At 50.3% G+C, this 17315-nt stretch carries 17 protein-coding genes; 11 read left to right on the top strand and 6 right to left on the bottom strand.

Features of this window, described 5'->3' with window-relative positions; genetic code table 11:
* Positions 1-471 precede the first annotated feature (471 nt).
* Positions 472-1254 (bottom strand): DeoR/GlpR family DNA-binding transcription regulator, encoded by a 783-nt coding sequence (locus ACMHLI_RS01750; RefSeq protein WP_413528006.1) that lies wholly within the window; start codon positions 1252-1254, stop codon positions 472-474.
* Positions 1255-1526: 272 nt separating this feature from the next.
* Here ACMHLI_RS01750 and gatZ point away from each other — a divergent pair, with 272 nt between their 5' ends.
* The 7 genes from gatZ to ACMHLI_RS01715 all read left to right on the top strand — a co-directional run bounded on the left by gatZ (position 1527) and on the right by ACMHLI_RS01715 (position 7823).
* Positions 1527-2822 (top strand): tagatose-bisphosphate aldolase subunit GatZ, encoded by a 1296-nt coding sequence (gene gatZ / locus ACMHLI_RS01745; RefSeq protein WP_413528005.1) that lies wholly within the window; start codon positions 1527-1529, stop codon positions 2820-2822.
* Positions 2815-3297, top strand: a complete 483-nt coding sequence (gatA, locus tag ACMHLI_RS01740; RefSeq protein WP_413528004.1) for a PTS galactitol transporter subunit IIA — start codon at positions 2815-2817, stop codon at positions 3295-3297. Before gatZ ends, gatA begins: the two co-directional genes overlap by 8 nt.
* 74 nt (positions 3298-3371) lie before the next feature.
* Positions 3372-3656 (top strand): PTS galactitol transporter subunit IIB, encoded by a 285-nt coding sequence (gene gatB, locus ACMHLI_RS01735; protein WP_413528003.1) that lies wholly within the window; start codon positions 3372-3374, stop codon positions 3654-3656.
* 3 nt (positions 3657-3659) lie between these two features.
* On the top strand, positions 3660-5024 hold the full coding sequence (locus ACMHLI_RS01730; RefSeq protein WP_413528002.1) for a galactitol-specific PTS transporter subunit IIC: 1365 nt from the start codon (positions 3660-3662) through the stop codon (positions 5022-5024).
* A 46-nt stretch (positions 5025-5070) separates the two neighbouring features.
* Positions 5071-6120: a galactitol-1-phosphate 5-dehydrogenase gene (gene gatD, locus ACMHLI_RS01725; RefSeq protein WP_413528001.1), complete on the top strand. Its 1050-nt coding sequence runs from the start codon at positions 5071-5073 to the stop codon at positions 6118-6120.
* 3 nt (positions 6121-6123) lie between these two features.
* Entirely contained in the window at positions 6124-6978 is an 855-nt protein-coding gene (locus tag ACMHLI_RS01720; RefSeq protein ID WP_413528000.1) for a tagatose bisphosphate family class II aldolase, read from the top strand.
* 137 nt (positions 6979-7115) lie between these two features.
* Positions 7116-7823 (top strand): GNAT family N-acetyltransferase, encoded by a 708-nt coding sequence (locus ACMHLI_RS01715; RefSeq protein ID WP_413527999.1) that lies wholly within the window; start codon positions 7116-7118, stop codon positions 7821-7823.
* A gap of 68 nt (positions 7824-7891) precedes the next feature.
* Here ACMHLI_RS01715 and ACMHLI_RS01710 read toward each other — a convergent pair whose 3' ends face one another.
* The 3 genes from ACMHLI_RS01710 to ACMHLI_RS01700 form a co-directional block, all read right to left on the bottom strand.
* Positions 7892-8425, bottom strand: a complete 534-nt coding sequence (locus ACMHLI_RS01710) for an N-acetyltransferase family protein (protein ID WP_413527998.1) — start codon at positions 8423-8425, stop codon at positions 7892-7894.
* 56 nt (positions 8426-8481) lie between these two features.
* Entirely contained in the window at positions 8482-9573 is a 1092-nt protein-coding gene (gene ada / locus ACMHLI_RS01705; protein WP_413527997.1) for a bifunctional DNA-binding transcriptional regulator/O6-methylguanine-DNA methyltransferase Ada, read from the bottom strand.
* Between the two features lie 97 nt (positions 9574-9670).
* Positions 9671-10192: an N-acetyltransferase family protein gene (locus ACMHLI_RS01700; RefSeq protein WP_413527996.1), complete on the bottom strand. Its 522-nt coding sequence runs from the start codon at positions 10190-10192 to the stop codon at positions 9671-9673.
* Between the two features lie 86 nt (positions 10193-10278).
* Here ACMHLI_RS01700 and ACMHLI_RS01695 point away from each other — a divergent pair, with 86 nt between their 5' ends.
* Positions 10279-10833 (top strand): helix-turn-helix domain-containing protein, encoded by a 555-nt coding sequence (locus ACMHLI_RS01695; RefSeq protein WP_413527995.1) that lies wholly within the window; start codon positions 10279-10281, stop codon positions 10831-10833.
* 26 nt (positions 10834-10859) lie between these two features.
* Here ACMHLI_RS01695 and ACMHLI_RS01690 read toward each other — a convergent pair whose 3' ends face one another.
* The gene (locus ACMHLI_RS01690) at positions 10860-11741 is read right to left on the bottom strand and encodes a PhzF family phenazine biosynthesis protein (RefSeq protein ID WP_413527994.1); all 882 of its coding nucleotides are present in this window, start codon (positions 11739-11741) and stop codon (positions 10860-10862) included.
* A 155-nt stretch (positions 11742-11896) separates the two neighbouring features.
* Here ACMHLI_RS01690 and ACMHLI_RS01685 point away from each other — a divergent pair, with 155 nt between their 5' ends.
* The gene (locus tag ACMHLI_RS01685) at positions 11897-13177 is read left to right on the top strand and encodes a lysine N(6)-hydroxylase/L-ornithine N(5)-oxygenase family protein (RefSeq protein WP_413527993.1); all 1281 of its coding nucleotides are present in this window, start codon (positions 11897-11899) and stop codon (positions 13175-13177) included.
* Positions 13178-13229: 52 nt separating this feature from the next.
* Here ACMHLI_RS01685 and trhA read toward each other — a convergent pair whose 3' ends face one another.
* A complete protein-coding gene (gene trhA, locus ACMHLI_RS01680; protein WP_413527992.1) occupies positions 13230-13880 on the bottom strand; it encodes a PAQR family membrane homeostasis protein TrhA in 651 nt (216 codons plus the stop codon).
* 330 nt (positions 13881-14210) lie between these two features.
* Between trhA and ACMHLI_RS01675 the strand changes: the two genes are divergently transcribed.
* Positions 14211-14819, top strand: coding sequence for an HD domain-containing protein (locus ACMHLI_RS01675; protein WP_413527991.1), 609 nt, complete (start codon positions 14211-14213; stop codon positions 14817-14819).
* Positions 14820-15253: 434 nt separating this feature from the next.
* On the top strand, positions 15254-17293 hold the full coding sequence (locus ACMHLI_RS01670) for a hypothetical protein (RefSeq protein ID WP_413527990.1): 2040 nt from the start codon (positions 15254-15256) through the stop codon (positions 17291-17293).
* The last annotated feature ends 22 nt before the right edge of the window (positions 17294-17315 follow it).

Below are 17315 nucleotides of genomic sequence, written 5' to 3'. Positions count from 1 at the left end.
TTTGGTATTCAAGATTTCAATAATTTTATTCTGTCAGTATCACGCCAGGGGCTTTTGTAATGGGTACTAGCAGGAGGGCACTTTTGAAGAATATAAGCTTTTTGATCATCGCTACTTTGGCCGCAACAAATATTTTGCGCAGACCGCATCGAAGTGATGCTCGCGCAAACTGACGCTCTTCTAAAAAAGCTGGAAGGCACAGCGGTTGACCTGCGTACAGACATTCAGTGGTAGCTGACATTAATCAACAATGCACAGGCAGAAATCCATAAAATGGCACCTCTTCAGGGCCACCGGGATCATCCCAAGCGGCCTCTGCTTTGAATTCATCTCCCAAAATACTCTGTCTGCTACTGCAACGCTTTCACATTGTTTTCGTGATGCCACTCACCCCTTCAAACTGCCTGTTTCCCTTATTTTCCTGACAGCTTACAGTCAGCATGCGTTGAAAATACCAGCTTCAATAAGGAGTTACACAAGAATGAGATCGGTCGATGTCTGTTTTAGTGCCTGCTGTGCTTCTTCGCTGATGTCCGTATCGGTGATGATGGCGTCGATTTTTTCCATCGGCAGCACCAGGTTATATCCGCGACGACCAAACTTAGTGGAGTCAGTGACGACTACAACCCGCTGAGCGGCATCGGCCATAATACCGCTGATGCTGTAACCCTCGTTAAAGGTCGTGATCCCGTTGGCAGCATCAAGACCGTCGGCGCCGACAAACATCAGATTGGCGACGATGCCCTGCAATGCGTATTCCGTAATGTTGCCATGCAACGATCGCGTTTTATGTCTTACCGTTCCACCGCAAACCACCAGTGTGATATCGGGATTTTCAGACAACACAAAAGCAGCGGGCAAATTATTCGTAATTACCGTGATACCGCCCGATTTCACCAGCTCTTCAGCCAGCAGCATCGTCGTACTCCCGCTGTCAAGAATGACTGTATCGCCAGGCTTGACCATCTCTGCCGCAGCGAGAGCGATACGTTTTTTGGGGTCGGTTGCCTGCAGATAACGTTCTTCCAGCACCATTTCGTCCTGCTGCTTGTTAAGCCCGTCATTGCGTATTTCTTTTCGTTTCGCAGCTCCGCCATGAAAACGTTCCAGTTCACCTTTTTGCTCTAAAAAACTCAGATCGGAACGAATGGTCACTTCGGAAACACCGAAACGATTCGAAAGATAAGTGACCTCAACACTGTCTTGTTCATTGACTAACTCGGTAATTTTATTGCGACGATCGTAAGTATTCATTCTGTTTAGTCCAAAACGTCATATTCCCCCTAGTGTAAACAAAAGAATTCGCAATGAGGAGCAGCAATTAATCTGAATGTGAGACAACGCACTCTCGATTCAAGACATTATCCATTTGCTCGTTGATTGAAATCGCTCGACACCCGTCAGAAATGAAAGAAAACGAATGAAATAACTTACGAAATATTACGATCATCATCACGAAACGCAAAAAACGCTATTGTATGATTTTCGGAAAGATACGAATCTCTTCGAAAACAAACGGAGGATAAATGAAAACAATAATTGCACAACATAAGAAAGGCGAAAGCATCGGTATTTGCTCAGTCTGTTCAGCTCACCCTTTAGTGATCGAGGCAGCACTTCGGGAAGATCTGCACACCTGTCGTAAAGTGCTGATCGAAGCCACATCGAATCAGGTTAACCAGTTCGGGGGTTACACCGGCATGCTGCCGATTGATTTCCGCGACTTCGTCCTTGCGATAGCGGAGAAAATAGGATTTCCAGTTAATCGTCTGATTTTAGGGGGAGATCATCTGGGGCCAAATTGCTGGCAGAGCGAAAATGCTGCCAGCGCGATGAGCAAAGCCGAAGTCTTGATTGCGCGCTACGTTGAAGCCGGGTTCAGCAAAATTCATCTGGATGCCTCGATGTCCTGCGCAGACGATCCTGTTCCATTAGATCCTTACGTCGTGGCTCAGCGTGCTGCCCGCTTGTGTCAGGTCGCGGAAAAGATCGCAACGCCAGAGCAAAAGCTGTCCCTGACTTATGTCATTGGGACGGAAGTTCCGGTGCCCGGCGGCGAAGCATGCGCTATCGAGCATGTGCATGTCACCCACGCGAAAGATGCCAAGGCAACGCTGGATATGCACCATAAGGCATTTCTGGCGACCGGACTTGAGGCTGCCATCGATAGGATTATTGCTGTCGTCGTTCAGCCAGGCGTAGAGTTCGATCACAGTCGGGTGATCCACTATCAGCCCGATCTCGCGAGGGATTTATCAGCCTATATAAATACCACTCCGCTGGTGTATGAGGCGCATTCCACCGATTATCAAACCCGCGATGCCTACCGCAATCTGGTAAAAGATCATTACGCGATCCTCAAAGTCGGCCCGGCGCTGACCTTTGCGCTGCGCGAAGCCGTTTTCGCACTGGCAAATATCGAACAAGTGCTCATTGCGCCAGAATCCCGCAGCCAGCTTCTGATGGTAATCGACGGCGTCATGCTTGATGAACCGGGTTACTGGAAAAAATATTACAACCCGACCTTCAGCCAGTCCCTGATTGACCTCCACTTCAGTCTTTCTGATCGCATTCGCTACTACTGGCCTCATGCCCGCATCAATAAAGCGATGGATGTGCTGATCGCCAATTTGCAGTCGATTGATATTCCGCTTGGCTTGCTCAGCCAGTATCTGCCAGCACAGTTCGAGCGTGTGATGGCGGGTGAACTTGCCAGCGATCCTCATGAATTGATCATCGACAAAATTCAGGACGTATTACGCGCCTATCACTTCGGCTGTACTGCACAACCCGCAACTTGCGGAGAGTGCAGCCATGCATAACTGCGAAGTGTTCGTTAAAACCGGCATCGCCTTTGAGGACTACCACGAGGCGCTGGTGCATATCGGTGAATCTATGGTGCAGGCAGGCATAGTTGAAACTACTTATCCGCAGGCGTTATTGAGCCGGGAGGCTGAATTCCCCACCGGCATTCAGCTTGAACAACATGCGGTTGCCATACCGCATTGTGACGCAACACATGCCCGCACTCCGGCCATTTATCTGATACGACCTGATGCGCCTGTCGAATTTTTTCAGGCCGACGATGAGGGTACCGTTGCCGTTTCACTGATTGTTGCGCTCATCGTCACCCATCCGTCTGAGCAGCTGATGTTATTGCGCAAATTATTCAGCCAGTTACAGGAGCCAGCGTTTTTCGAAAGTCTGCTTAGGGTGCCCGAAGATCAGCTGGCAGCCCTGTTTAAACAACACGTTTTTGTCTCTTCCCCCGAGAACGCGGTCACTGCAATTACCTGAAATTGCCATGACCAATTTGTACCCAAAGTCCTACAAAAAATAACACCAAAAACAGATCATCAAGGAGTCTTACCGTGAAACGAAAAATCATTGTCGCCTGTGGCGGAGCCGTTGCCACATCAACGCTGGCAGCAGAAGAAATCAAGGAGTTGTGTGAAGCACACGGCATAGAAATGGAGCTTGTTCAGTGCCGTATCAATGAAATCGAAACCTTCATGAGCGGTGCGCACTTGATCTGCACCACCTGTAAAGTCGACCGCACGTTCGACAGCATTCCCGTCGTACACGGGATGCCATTTATCTCCGGCGTCGGCATGGATATTTTGCGCCAACAAATACTGACCCTGTTACAGGAGTAAGCCATGTTTACCGAAATTATGCGCTACATCCTCGATCTCGGGCCAACAGTCATGCTGCCCGGAGTGATCATCATTTTCTCCCTGATATTAGGGATGAAACTGGGTGATTCTTTTAAATCTGCGATTCACATTGGGATTGGTTTTGTAGGTATCGGGCTGGTCATTGGTCTGATGCTGGATTCCATCGGACCCGCCGCGAAAGCGATGGCTGAACATTTTGAAATCAATCTGCAGGTTGTCGATATCGGCTGGCCGGGTTCATCGCCGATGACCTGGGCATCGCAAATTGCACTGGTGGCTATTCCCATTGCTATCGGTGTGAACATCATCATGTTACTGACCCGCATGACGCGCGTCGTTAATGTGGATATCTGGAACATCTGGCACATGACATTTACCGGCGCCATGTTGCATCTTGCGACAGGTTCCTACTGGCTGGGAATCATGGGCGTGGTGGTGCATGCGGCGTTTATTTACAAGCTGGGTGACTGGTTTGCCAAAGACACGCGGGACTTCTTCAATCTCGAAGGTATTGCTATTCCTCACGGTTCATCGGCTTACCTCGGGCCTATTGCCGTGCTGGTCGATACCATTATTGAAAGAATCCCCGGCCTGAACAAAATTCACTTCAGTGCTGATGACGTACAAAAACGTTTCGGCCCGTTTGGTGAACCGGTCACCGTCGGCTTTGTGATGGGGCTGATCATCGGCTATCTCGCGGGTTATGACATCAAAGGCGTATTGCAACTGGCGGTCAAAACCGCTGCGGTAATGCTGCTGATGCCGCGAGTGATCAAACCAATTATGGATGGCTTAACGCCAATTGCACGCCATGCCCGCACCCGTTTGCAAGCCCGCTTCGGAGGGCAGGAATTCCTGATTGGCCTGGATCCGGCGCTGTTACTCGGTCATACCGCCGTTGTCTCCGCCAGCCTGATTTTTATTCCGCTGACGATTCTGATAGCGGTGCTGGTTCCGGGAAATCAGGTATTGCCGTTCGGCGATCTCGCCACCATCGGTTTCTTTGTTGCCATCGCGGTTGCAGTGCATCAGGGCAACCTGTTCCGCACGTTAATCTCCGGATGCATCATCATGGGTATCACCCTGTGGATTGCCACGCAAACCATCGATTTGCATACCCAGCTGGCAGCAAATGCCGGTGCTTTGAGCGCAGGTGGCAGGGTTGCCTCAATGGATCAGGGAGGTTCACCGATCACTTATCTGTTGATTCAACTTTGTACGCTTAAAAATATCGCGGGGTTAAGCATCATTGGCGTGATTTACGCCATCGGTGTCTTCCTCACATGGCGTCGCGCCCGCAACTTCATCAAAACCGAAAAGCTGGCCGCTGAACTGGCCAACGCTTAAATCTTCATTCCGGCGGGGGAATACCCCCGCTAAAAGGAAACTGACTATGAAATCTGTCGTTGTACATACCGGCGGGGAGATGACCGTTGTAGAAAGCCCGATGCCTGAACTTAACGCTCCTGATGACGTATTGGTGCGTGTTGCGTATTCCGGCCTGTGCGGCTCTGACATTCCGCGTATTTTTTCCAAAGGTGCACATTTTTATCCGATCACGCTCGGCCACGAATTCAGCGGCCACGTGGTCAGCACTGGCAAAGATTGCGGTGATTTTAAGGAAGGTGATGCCGTGGTTTGCGTACCGTTATTACCTTGTTTTCAATGCGAAGAATGCTCAAAAGCAGCGTACTCACAGTGTAAACACTATCAGTTTATTGGCTCCCGCTGCGATGGCGGGCACGCCGAGTTTGTCGTGGTTTCACGTAAAAACCTGTTCAGGCTGCCGGAAGGCTCTTCGCTGATGCAGGGGGCGTTTTTTGAACCCATAACTGTTGGCTTACATGCCTTGAAACTGGCGGGGGGATGCAAGGGCAAAGAAGTGATCGTGATTGGCGCAGGCACTATCGGCCAGCTCATCATTCAGGCCGCTGGCGCATTGGGTGCAAAATCCGTCACCGCCATCGATCTCAACCCCCAGCGACTGGATCTGGCGTTAAGCACCGGCGCCACCCATGCCTGTGACAGTGCAATCATGAGTACGGAGGAAATCCGTCAGCACACTCATGAACGCCGCTTTAATCAGTTAATCCTCGAAACTGCGGGCACGCCGCAAACCGTGGCGCTGGCTCTGGATATCGCAGGTCCGAAAGCGCAGGTGGCACTGGTCGGAACCTTACACAAAGATCTGACGCTAAACGTGGCCACCTTCAGCCAAATCCTGCGCAAAGAACTGACGATATTAGGCAGTTGGATGAATTACTCCGCGCCGTGGCCGGGCAGCGAGTGGCAGCTGGCGACGCAACTATTTGCCGAAAATAAGATGAACCTGGAGCCGCTTATTGCAAGCCTCAGCACGCCGGAGGAGTTCGTCACAGATGTGATTTCGCTTGGGGGTAAGCCAATGACCGGCAAAATTTTGCTGGATATGACAGGGAGCTGAAAAATGTATCTGATTTCAAACAGGGAAATGCTGTTGGCGGCGCAGCGCGAAGGATATGCCGTGCCGGCATTTAATGTCCACAATCTGGAAACCGTTCAGGTCGTAGCCGAAACGGCAGCCGCCATGAGTTCACCCGTGATTCTGGCCGGTACGCCGGGCACATTTAGCTATGCGGGAACGGATTACCTGATTTCAATCTGTCAGGAAGCGGCACGGAAATACCGCCTTCCGCTGGCGCTGCATCTGGATCATCATGAAGAACAAAGCGATATCGAAACAAAAGTTCGCGCCGGTATTCGTTCAGTAATGATCGACGCCTCGCATTTTCCCCTGCCAAAGAATATCGAAAAAGTCAGGCAAGCAGTACGTTTGTGCCACGCATTCGACGCCAGTGTTGAAGCTGAACTCGGTCGCCTTGGCGGGCAGGAGGACGATCTGGTAGTGGACGAAGGCGACAGCTTCTTTACCGATCCGGTCGTGGCGAGACATTTCGTCGATGCCACCAACATCGACTCACTGGCCGTGGCGATCGGTTCCGCTCATGGCTTGTATCACGGCGAACCTAAACTAGATTTCACCCGACTAGGACAGATCCGACAACTGGTCGATATCCCACTGGTTCTGCATGGCGCATCGGGGATCCCGGAGAAGATGATTCATCAGGCGATCGAATTGGGGATCTGCAAAGTTAACGTTGCTACTGAACTGAAGATCGCCTTTGCGGAGGGTATAAAACAGTATTTCTCCGAACATCCGCAAGCGAACGATCCGCGAAAATACATCGTGCCAGGCAAAATCGCCATGCAAAAGATAGTCGAGGAGAAGATCAGAATTTGTGGCAGCGCCGGGCGGTTATAGCATTTTACTTACTGCTGAATATCAATGAAATCAGGCGGGGATTTTCCCCGCTTAACTGGCTTTTATCGCCGGTCCGGTTGCAGCCATCCAACTGTTCTGATTTTATGGATGCTCTTCGACAGTGAATGGAAACTGCTATGACAACCCTTAACCACTTTGGTCAACCCGTCGGTGATGCCCTGCCCGACTGGCAACCACGCGAACGTCCGACGCACGTTCAGCTGGACGGTATCTGGTGCCGTCTCGAGCCACTAAACCGCAAGCGCCACAGTCAGGATTTATTCAACGCCTGGCACAGTATTGATGACAATCGTGACTGGACGTATCTCTCGGTCGATCGTCCTGCAACGCAGACTGAGTGTGATGCGTTTATCGGTCAGCAGGAAAAAAGTGAAGACCCGGTGTTTTTCGCCGTGGTGGATTTGGCGACCCAGCGAGCCGTGGGTAGTGTGTCTCTGATGCGCATCGATGCAGTCAACGGCGTTGCGGAAATTGGCTGGGTGAACTGGTCGCCGCTGATGAAGCGCACGCGCTTTGGCACTGAAGCCATTTATCTGCTGCAACGCTATCTGTTCGATACCCTGAAATATCGCCGCTGCGAATGGAAATGCCACAGCCTGAACGAACCGTCAAAACTGGCGGCTGAGCGTTTCGGCTTTCAATACGAAGGGACGTTCCGCCAGGCTATTGTTAATAAAGGCCGTAATCGCGATACGCTCTGGTTCTCATTGCTCGATCACGAATGGCCAGCGTCAAAAAGTACCTTCGATCGCTGGTTAAGTCCGGAGAATTTCACGGCTGAAGGTCAACAGAAACAACGGCTGGAAGATCTCAGAAAGAGCTGATAACGAAGGGAAAAGATGAACAGTTCCCGCAATTCATTGGCGCGGGAACTGTAAAAAATGCCACGCTATTACAATGCTGTCAGCAGCGTAATGTCTGGCCAGGCATAAATAATATTACGAGAGCGCCACAGCGGCCCGGCATCGGTATAACGTCCGGCTTCCTTACCGCCCAGCGCGCGATAAAAACGGATGGCCGGTTCGTTGCCTTCAACCACGCCCAGCCCGGCACTGCAATAACCCGCCTCGGCAAGATGTCGTGCAGCCTCGGTGATTAAACGCTTGCCGATCCCCTGACGTTTAAAATCGCCAGACACGTACAGGAATTTGATTTCAGCCATTTCCCCATATTCCGGGTTTGTCGAAGACGATGCCAGAGTGAAACCCGCCAGTTGCCCGTCAACCTCGGCCAGTAAAATGCACTGCCCGGCGGCCGGATTTTCAAATTTTTCCTGCCAGAAGATTTTCCGGCGCGGAACGTCCAGAGCGGAAAAAGCCTCTGCGGGCGCGATATCGCGATAGGTATCTCGCCAGATAGCGACGTGTAAGGCAGCCAGTGCATCAATATCCGCAGGCTTAGCAAAACGCAGTGATAATTTAGGCACAGGATCCCTCGTCAATGTTGATAATTATCGAAATAAAGTCAGTCAGGCCAGTATAATCAGTTTTTTTCTTCACGCGCCAGCAAACTGCGTTTGCGCTCGACGCCCCAGCGGTAGCCGGAAATATTACCGTCGGTTTTTACTACGCGATGACAGGGGATCGCGACCGCCAGCACATTTGCGGCGCAGGCTCCAGCCACCGCGCGAACAGACTTTGGTGAGCCGATTTGACGGGCGATTTCTGCATAACTGGCGGTGGTGCCCACAGGAATAGCGCGCAGCGCCTGCCAGACACGCTGCTGGAAAGCCGTACCGCGAATATCCAGGGGTAAGTCGAGACCCATATTCGGCGCTTCGACGAAGCCGACAATCGACGCAATACGCTGTTCGAAGTCCGGATCGCCCCCGAGCAGCTCAGCCTGCGGGAAACTATTTTGCAACTCGATGATCAGCGCCTGCGGATCATCACCGAGTAATATCGCGCAAATTCCCCGCTGACTTTCAGCAACCAAAATCGCGCCCAGCGCAGAGTCGGCTATTGCAAACCAGACGCGCACATCGCGTCCGCCGGAGCGGAAACCCTGCGGCGTCATACCCAACGTTGCAGCAGAAGTTTCATAAAACCGGCCATCGGAAGGATAGCCCGCGGCGTAGATCGCCTCAGTCACCGTGGTGCTGTCGGCCAATTTTTCGCGAACGCGCCGGGCGCGCTGCGCCTGCTGATAGTCTTTTGGCGTGACACCGGTTTGCGCTTTGAAAAGGCGATGAAAATGATAGGCGCTGATGCCAACCGCCTCCGCCAGTTGGTTCAGCGTCACTACTTCAGCAGACTCTTCCAGCAACCGGCAGGCTTTTTCCACCCGCTGGGCATGAAATTGTGCCAGTGAGATCAGCCCCTGACGGCAACGCTTACACGGCCGGAAACCGGCCTGCTCAGCAGCTTCGGCGCTTTCGAAAAACATAACATTTTCCGGGTTCGGCTGACGCGACGGGCAGGAAGGCGCACAGTAAATACCGGTGGTTTTTACGGCGTAAACAAACCGGCTGTCGGCACTGGCATCGCAGTTAATTAGCGCAAGCCAGCGCGGATCTTGTGCAGTTTTATGTATGTTCATGGTTGCCTGATGAAGAGTTTTCGTTTTGCCTGACATAGTGCGCCTCACGTTTCCCGACTGATTGAATCTCAGCTTAAGCTGCTGGCCTTCGGCGCGCCCTCCGGCTCTTGCTTTCTTATTCAGTCAGCCATTATCAGCCCCCCACCGGCTCAGATGGCGTACTAAGGATCAGCTGATAAAAGGCCAAATCCAGCCAGCGGTCAAATTTATACGCGGCTTGTTTTATCGTACCGGTATGACTAAAGCCGTTTTTCTTATGTAGCGCAATGCTGCCGCCGTTAGTGGCGTCGATGGCACCAATCAGCGTATGCACATCCCGCTCACGGGCGGCATCAATCAATGCCATCAGCAGCACTTTTCCCAGCCCTTTTCCGCGATGGTCTTTATGAATATAAATCGAATGCTCGACTGAGTATTTATACGCTGGCCAGGCGCGAAACGTGCCATAACTCGCGAATCCGAGCAGTACGCCCTGTTCGTCTTCCAGCCCGATCACCGGGAAATTATTGGTCAGTTTAGAGGCAAACCATGAGGTCATAGTGTCGATGTGGCGTGGTTTATAATCATATAACGCGGTGGAGGTGAGGATCGCGTCGTTAAAAATATCCAGAATCGCGACAGCATGCTGGCGCTCAGTGCAGGCAATCAGTTTCATAAGTCGTTCCCCGTTGGCTTCCGTTATGCGCTTAATTCCACTATAGTAGAATTATTTCCACAAAAGTAAACAACGGAACTTACCCTATGTCAATCGACCAGTTGATTGCTACCCGGTTGCAATCATTACGTAAAGCGCAAGGGCTGAGCCTTGAACAGCTCGCCAGCCGTTCGGACGTCAGTAAAGCCATGATTTCGAAAATTGAGCGACAAGACAGCAGCCCAAGTGCCAGCCTCTTGGGACGTCTGGCGGCCAGTCTGGGCGTATCACTGGCGCAGCTACTTGCGGAGGATAATGCCCAGTCTGCGCCGTTACGGCCGCTTGCACAGCAGGAAGTCTGGCAAGATCCGGACATTGGATATTTACGTCGACAGGTGACAGCGCATGAAGAACACGGCGGCCCGGATCTGGTGGAAATCACCCTCCCCGCTGGCGCACGCGTAAGCTATCCCGGCTGGAGCCATCAGGCTTACCGGCAACGTTTATGGATGGTGGAGGGCTCACTGAATATTGATTACGGCGCACAGAACTATGGGTTGTCCGCCGGAGATGCGCTGACGTTTGGCGTCGATCTGCCGATTACGTTCAGCAACCCCGGCGAACACCCTTGCCGCTATTTGCTGGTAATGAGCGACAAATAGCGGCTGAAACCCGATAACCGCTGAGTTTACAGGTCTAACGTGCCGTCGATCAGGGTGCAAGAATCGCCGCCGACCCAGGGTTCACCGTCAATAAACGTCACCGTCACGCGGCCATCGCGCTGGAGTTTGGTGCCCTGACGCACGAGGTATTTTTGGTCGGTATTTTTGCCGTCCGGAAAACCGGCTTCTTTCAGCACCCGCGCCAGACAGGCGTTGGCGCTGCCGGTAACCGGGTCCTCTTTCAGTACGCCGTCTTCATCAATCAACGCCCGCACTTCGTAATTCGCCGGGCCATTTTCATCATGCAAACCATAGACCGCCACGCCGTTGATACCGAGCTGCGTTTGTAGCTGGCTGATGGCTGCCGCATCGGCTTTTATGTTCAGGCAGTCCTGCGCGCTCTCCATCCGCACCACCAGCCAGATAATGCCCATGTCTGCCTGAACTGGCGTGACGTCGGCCTGTATTTTCCCGCCGCGCAACGCGCTGGCCAGCAAATCATGATACTCGACCGCCAGTGGTTTCAGCACCGCAGGAGGCGCGGAAAATGCCTGCCCGCCTTCTGCCAGCTGGTTCACCTGAACCAGCCCAACGCCGCATTCCTGCACCAGATAGCCCGGATTTTTTGGCGTCAGACCGTTTTCTAACAGCGCGTACGCTGTACCCAGCGTCGGATGACCGGCGAAAGGCAGCTCTTTATCGGTGGTGAAAATACGCACGCGGTAATCGGCCTCCGGCGACACCGGTTTAAGTACAAACGCAGTTTCCGCCAGATTAGTCCAGCGCGCCATGGCGTACATTTCGTCATCCGTCAGCCCTTCGGCATCAAGGATCACAGCCAGCGCATTGCCTTTCAGTGGCACAGCAGTAAACACATCAACTTGTTTAAAACGACGCAGGCGGGTCATAGCAAATCCTTTTTAATCAGTGAGAAAGAAAGGGCGAAGTGACTGAGTTTAAGAATAATTCGATAAGTTATCGAGAAAAATGTCAGGCGCCAATGGCTGACCTATGCTTAAGGCACTTTCCATATCATTTCAATGAAAACACAAGGAACAGAAAGATGCCCGCGAAGGATTTGATAGGTATTGGCATAGGCCCCTTCAACTTAAGCCTGGCCGCGATGGCAAAGGATACGGGAAAACTCGACGCCGCCTTTTTCGATGCAAACCCGGAATTCAGCTGGCACCCCGGCATGTTGTTGCCGACCGCCACCATGCAGACTTATGTCCTGCAGGATTTGGTAACGACCGTTGCGCCACGCAGTGAATTCTCCTTCATCAACTATCTGGTTGAACAGAAGAAAATTTACCGCTTTCTGGCCACCGAGCAGTTGATCATCAGCCGTGATGAGTTCTCCGATTATCTGCGCTGGGCCTGCGACCGCATCCCGGATTTACATTTTTCCGCGCCGGTGGAGAGTATTGATTTCGATGATAAGCGTCAGGAATTCGTGGTGCAGAGCGAAAAAGGGGAGCACCGCGCCCGAAATATTTGTCTCGGCACCGGCCACGCACCGTGGATACCGAAACCGGCAAGGGCAGCGCTGGGGGAGAACTGTTTTCATGCCGCCGAAATTGAACTGCGCGAGCCGGATTTCACCGGCAAACGCGTTGCCGTGGTCGGCGGCGGCCAGAGCGGCGCAGACATTATTCTCAATGCGCTAAGCGGCCACTGGGGAGAATTCGCTGAACTGAGCTGGCTCTCACGGCGACCGAACTTCCAGCCGCTGGATGAATCGATTTTCACCAACGAATATTTCACGCCGGAATATGTAAATTACTTCTATACCCTGCCGGAAGACGTGCGTGAGCGGGAGATCGCCACACAAAAATTACCATCTGACGGCATCAGTTATCACACGCTGGAAGATATCTATAAGCAGCTGTATCACCGTTTCGACGTGCTGCATCAGCCGCGCAACGTGCGTTTATTACCGCACCGCGCACTCGATCATATCTCGCGCAACGCCGCCGGAGATTTCAGCCTGCAAGCCCGACACGGGCTTGAGAACTGCGAAGAACATTTCAGCGCCGATATCGTGATTCTGGCGACCGGTTATCGCCCCGGCCTCCCGGAGTATCTCGCGCCCATGCTTGAGCGGATCCCCTATGACCGTGAGCAGCATTTACCGTTGCAGCCGAATTTCAATCTGCGCTGGGATGGCCCTGATCAGAACCGGATTTATGCGGTGAATGCCGGGATCCACAGTCACGGCAGCGCCGAAGGGCAACTGACCCTGACGGCGTGGCGCTCGGCGAAAATCCTCAATCATCTGCTGGGGGAATCGCATTACGATCTGAGCCCGGTACCTTCGCTGGTGCAGTGGTGGGCGGGGAAATAACAGGCACAAAAAAGCGGAGCGCAGGCTCCGCTTTTACATTTCATAAGAAAGGTTAGACGTAGAAATAAATCGCCAGAAAGTGACAGGCGCTGCCACCGAGCACAAATCCGTGCCAGATGGCGTGACCAAAGCGAAAACGCTTCGAGGCGTAGAATATGACCCCGAGCGTGTACACCACACCGCCGATCGCCAGCAGCCATACGCCGCCGGGCAGCAGTTTCATCGCCAGCTGATAAATCACCACCAGTGACAGCCAGCCCATCGTCAGATAAGTGATGAGGGAGAGCACTTCGAAACGGTGCGCAAATGCCAGTTTAAAAATCACACCGAACAGCGCCAGTCCCCAGATCACCGCCATCAGGCCTTTTGCCAACGGGGAATTCAGCCCGACCAGCAGGAACGGCGTGTAAGTGCCCGCGATCAATATGTAAATGGCGCAGTGATCAAGCTTCTTCAACCAGTATTTCGCTTTCTCATGCGGAATGGCGTGATAAAGCGTCGACGCCAGAAACAGCAAAATCATGCTGCCACCGTAAATGCTGTAACTAGTGATGGCCATCACGCTGGCGTTTTCGCCCAACGCCTGAACCAGTAATAACACCAGCCCGACAATCCCAAATACCAGACCAACGCCGTGACTCAGGCTATTGGCAATTTCTTCAGCCCACGGATATCCCTGTGGTGATGGAGACGACTTACCCATACGATGAGGATCCTCAGAACAATAAAATGACAGGTTATAAATTACCCTGATCAGCAGAGTAGCTGAGAACGATTCCAGTGTACACCTGTACGCTTAAATTGAGTATTTCCTCCTGTAACAGTCTCTTAGCCGGATCATCATTTTCTACGCATCAGATTGCAAAGCCGTTCAATTCATTCACTTTGTTTATAATTTATCCATGTGACATTTTTACGACGCGGGGAGTTTCCGCACCCAAAAACATGATTTTTTGTCACCAAGCGATTATCGTATAGCGGAAATCTCTGATAACGCTGTTCATCATGTCGTCAATTTGACTAAGGTTTGATTATGTCAGTAGCAACTCCCCCGCTGAATTTCGGCGCAATGACCGAAGTTTTTCAATTCCTGATGGAAATCGACAAACTGAAAAGCGTGCAACGCCGCACCAAAGTGTTAGGCACCGATCGTCAGGAGAATTCAGCAGAACACAGCTGGCATTTCGCCGTAGCGGCCATGTCTCTGGCCCCTTTCGCGCCAGATGGGGTTGATATCAATAAAGTCATCCGTATGGCGCTGATTCACGATATCGTCGAAATCGATGCCGGTGATGTGCTGGTTTACGATCTGGCTGCCCGCGCGGCGGTACACGATCAGGAAATCATTGCAGCGAATCGCCTGTTCGGCCTTTTGCCCGCGCCGCTCGCCGGCCAGTTCCTCGATTTGTGGAATGAATACGAAACAGGTGAAAGCCCGGAAGCAAAATTCGCGCTGGTGATCGACCGCATCATGCCGATGATCATGAACCTGAACAATCAGGGGCAGAGCTGGGTGGAAAACAATATCCGTCTGGAACAGGTTCTGGCGCGCAATGCTTTCATCGCTGATATCCACCCGGAACTGTGGCAGCACCTTCGCGGCCATCTGGATAACGCCCACCAGCAGGGCTGGCTGAAGTAATTTGGATTCACTGTGCGTGAAAAGCCCCTTAGCAATTAGCCAGGGGCTTTTTTGTTTTCTTTAAAAACTTACTACACCATGCTCAGCGCCATAGAATCTACATAAGGCTTCATATTGGTGTCAGCGCTTTCTGTACTTGCGCTACGGCCGCTCCAGACCCCGCTCACTTTCAGGCTGACCCGATACTACAGAAAAGTACTCTAATCACTCCTCAAATCAGTTATGTGGCAGTAATGTTATTTTTTTGGCCTAAATGATGTGAAAAAATATTCTTATACGAAATTAATTGTTTGAGATTGTATTGATATTTAAAATCGCCCTACAGATGACACAACCTAAAACATAGTCAGATTGTATTACCTATATTATTTAAAGACAGGGGTAACTTAACACTTCTATTTTTAATTCATTGCATTAACTCTCTTGAGGTGAGTATGAAAAAATCAAGAAATATACTCCATTTTTGTATTTCGGCTGCACTATCATTATTTATCGTTGACGTTCATTCAGCAGTTACCCTGTGTGCCGGTGAAAAACTACCTGAGATTACTGGTGTCACCTTAACCTGTGCCACAACTCTGGGTATATTTCCCAATACCGGCATAGATCTTTCAGGACAAATTAACGCATCTATGCCATCAAATGGAGGGATTTTCTTCCCTGCAGGCGACTATATAGTCAACCACAATATCATCCTGAGAACCGACAACAGTCTGGTCGGCTCTGAAACTGGAATTACCCTGTTCACCGACACATCTTCAGATAGCTCTGCGGAGATAGGGAATCCTGATTACAGTCCAGTCGTTAAAAACTTAACGATAAAAGGATTGATATTCAACAACCTGATTGTTCATTTCTATGGCAATAAATCAAATATTAATATAATTAACAATGCATTCATCAACACCATCAATAAAGACGTACAACTGAGTGTTTCTCATAATCCCTTTGTTATCCGTGGAAATATATTATTAAGGGATGAAGACCATCCGGGGGTAGGATTAAGCACGTACAGAAACACGAAAACACTGATTGAACATAATATCATCGGTGACATTTCTGATGCCAAACGTATTTCTACGTTAAATTATTATGATACTGACACATTCAATATCGTAAACAAAATAAAACAAGCCGCTACAGCCGGACGATTGGTCTTAAAAGATGATCAGGGCAATTTCCAGTCAGGATGGTACGCAACCGACGGCCTGAATAATTCAACTTTTAACAAAAATGTGATTTCTGGAAACACGAAAAGTTGCCTGAAGATTGACCAGGCGACCGGTGATTGCACCATAGGCAGGGATCATGTTACCTATATTAAACAATATAATAATGTTGATGTGACCAATAATTATTACAATGGATGGCCCACCGATGCATCAGGTTCAGTAAAGTTCAGAAATGCAACAAATCTATATTTTTCAGGTAACTATCTGGACAATGTAGAGTTCGACGCAAGACCATATTCTACATCTGACACGGCGAGCATGGATAATACCTTCATATTTAATAACTTCCTTAAAGAGGCGATGGTAAGCTTCTGGCAGGATACGACTGATACTGACACCGTTTATATTAGTGCCAAAAACTTTGTGGTTTTCGATAACGTATTCAATACACAGGACAAAAAGTTGGTACGAATATCTTCTACCTGGCGAAATACTCATGGGGAGTTTTTAGAATCAAATAATTTATATCCTGATTTCACTTCAGTGCTAACCGCTAACTTCCAACATATTGATATCAATGAAGCTAAAGCACGGTTACCTGAAGAGAAGTCAGCCTTACTTTCGCTAAAACCTATTCCTCTTTGGACAAAAATAGGACAGATTAATGGCCCTGACTTGGCAGAAAACAAGCTGGCCAGGCTTGATATTGATGTCAAAGGTTATAAGAATCAATTCGTCGTTTATGACCCGCAAGATAGTTATTCCTATCCAGCCTATCGGTGGGCACCAGGATTAACCAAAGAGTTCAATGCAAAGATAAAGGGAGCCTGTGCTGGCATACTCACAAATAATGTTGTCACAGATAACACCTGTAAGTTTATGGGGGCTATCGGTTCAAGTTATCTTAATGATATTTATACCACCGAAGGTGAGTCGGCAAACTATACTATCAATATTATTGATAAGTACCGTCAGACTGGCACAATTTCCGGACAGGCATTACAAACCGGACAATCAGTTAAACTATCGGTAACCTTCGAAGATGGTACAAAAAATGAGGTTATTTATACTCCTGCAAGTGATTACTGGATGGCAGCACATCGGTGGACAAAAGCTTTGGCAATAAAAATCAACAGCGATATCCCTGGACTATGTGCCGGTCAATATAACGGAGTGAAAAACAAACCGACAGAAGGAACTAAATGCTCATTTTCTCAGCCAGTTGCCTCTTCTTATTTAAATAATGTTTATACAATTAACGGACAATCAGCAGTAATGACGCTGTCTGTTATTAGTCAATAATAGGCGACCTGAAGCATCTTGA

It is taken from the genome of Rahnella inusitata (assembly GCF_965118895.1).
Classification (GTDB): domain Bacteria; phylum Pseudomonadota; class Gammaproteobacteria; order Enterobacterales; family Enterobacteriaceae; genus Rahnella; species Rahnella inusitata_A.
The sequence above is the reverse complement of the archived record's forward strand: the minus strand, read 5'-3'. Positions and strand labels throughout refer to the sequence as shown.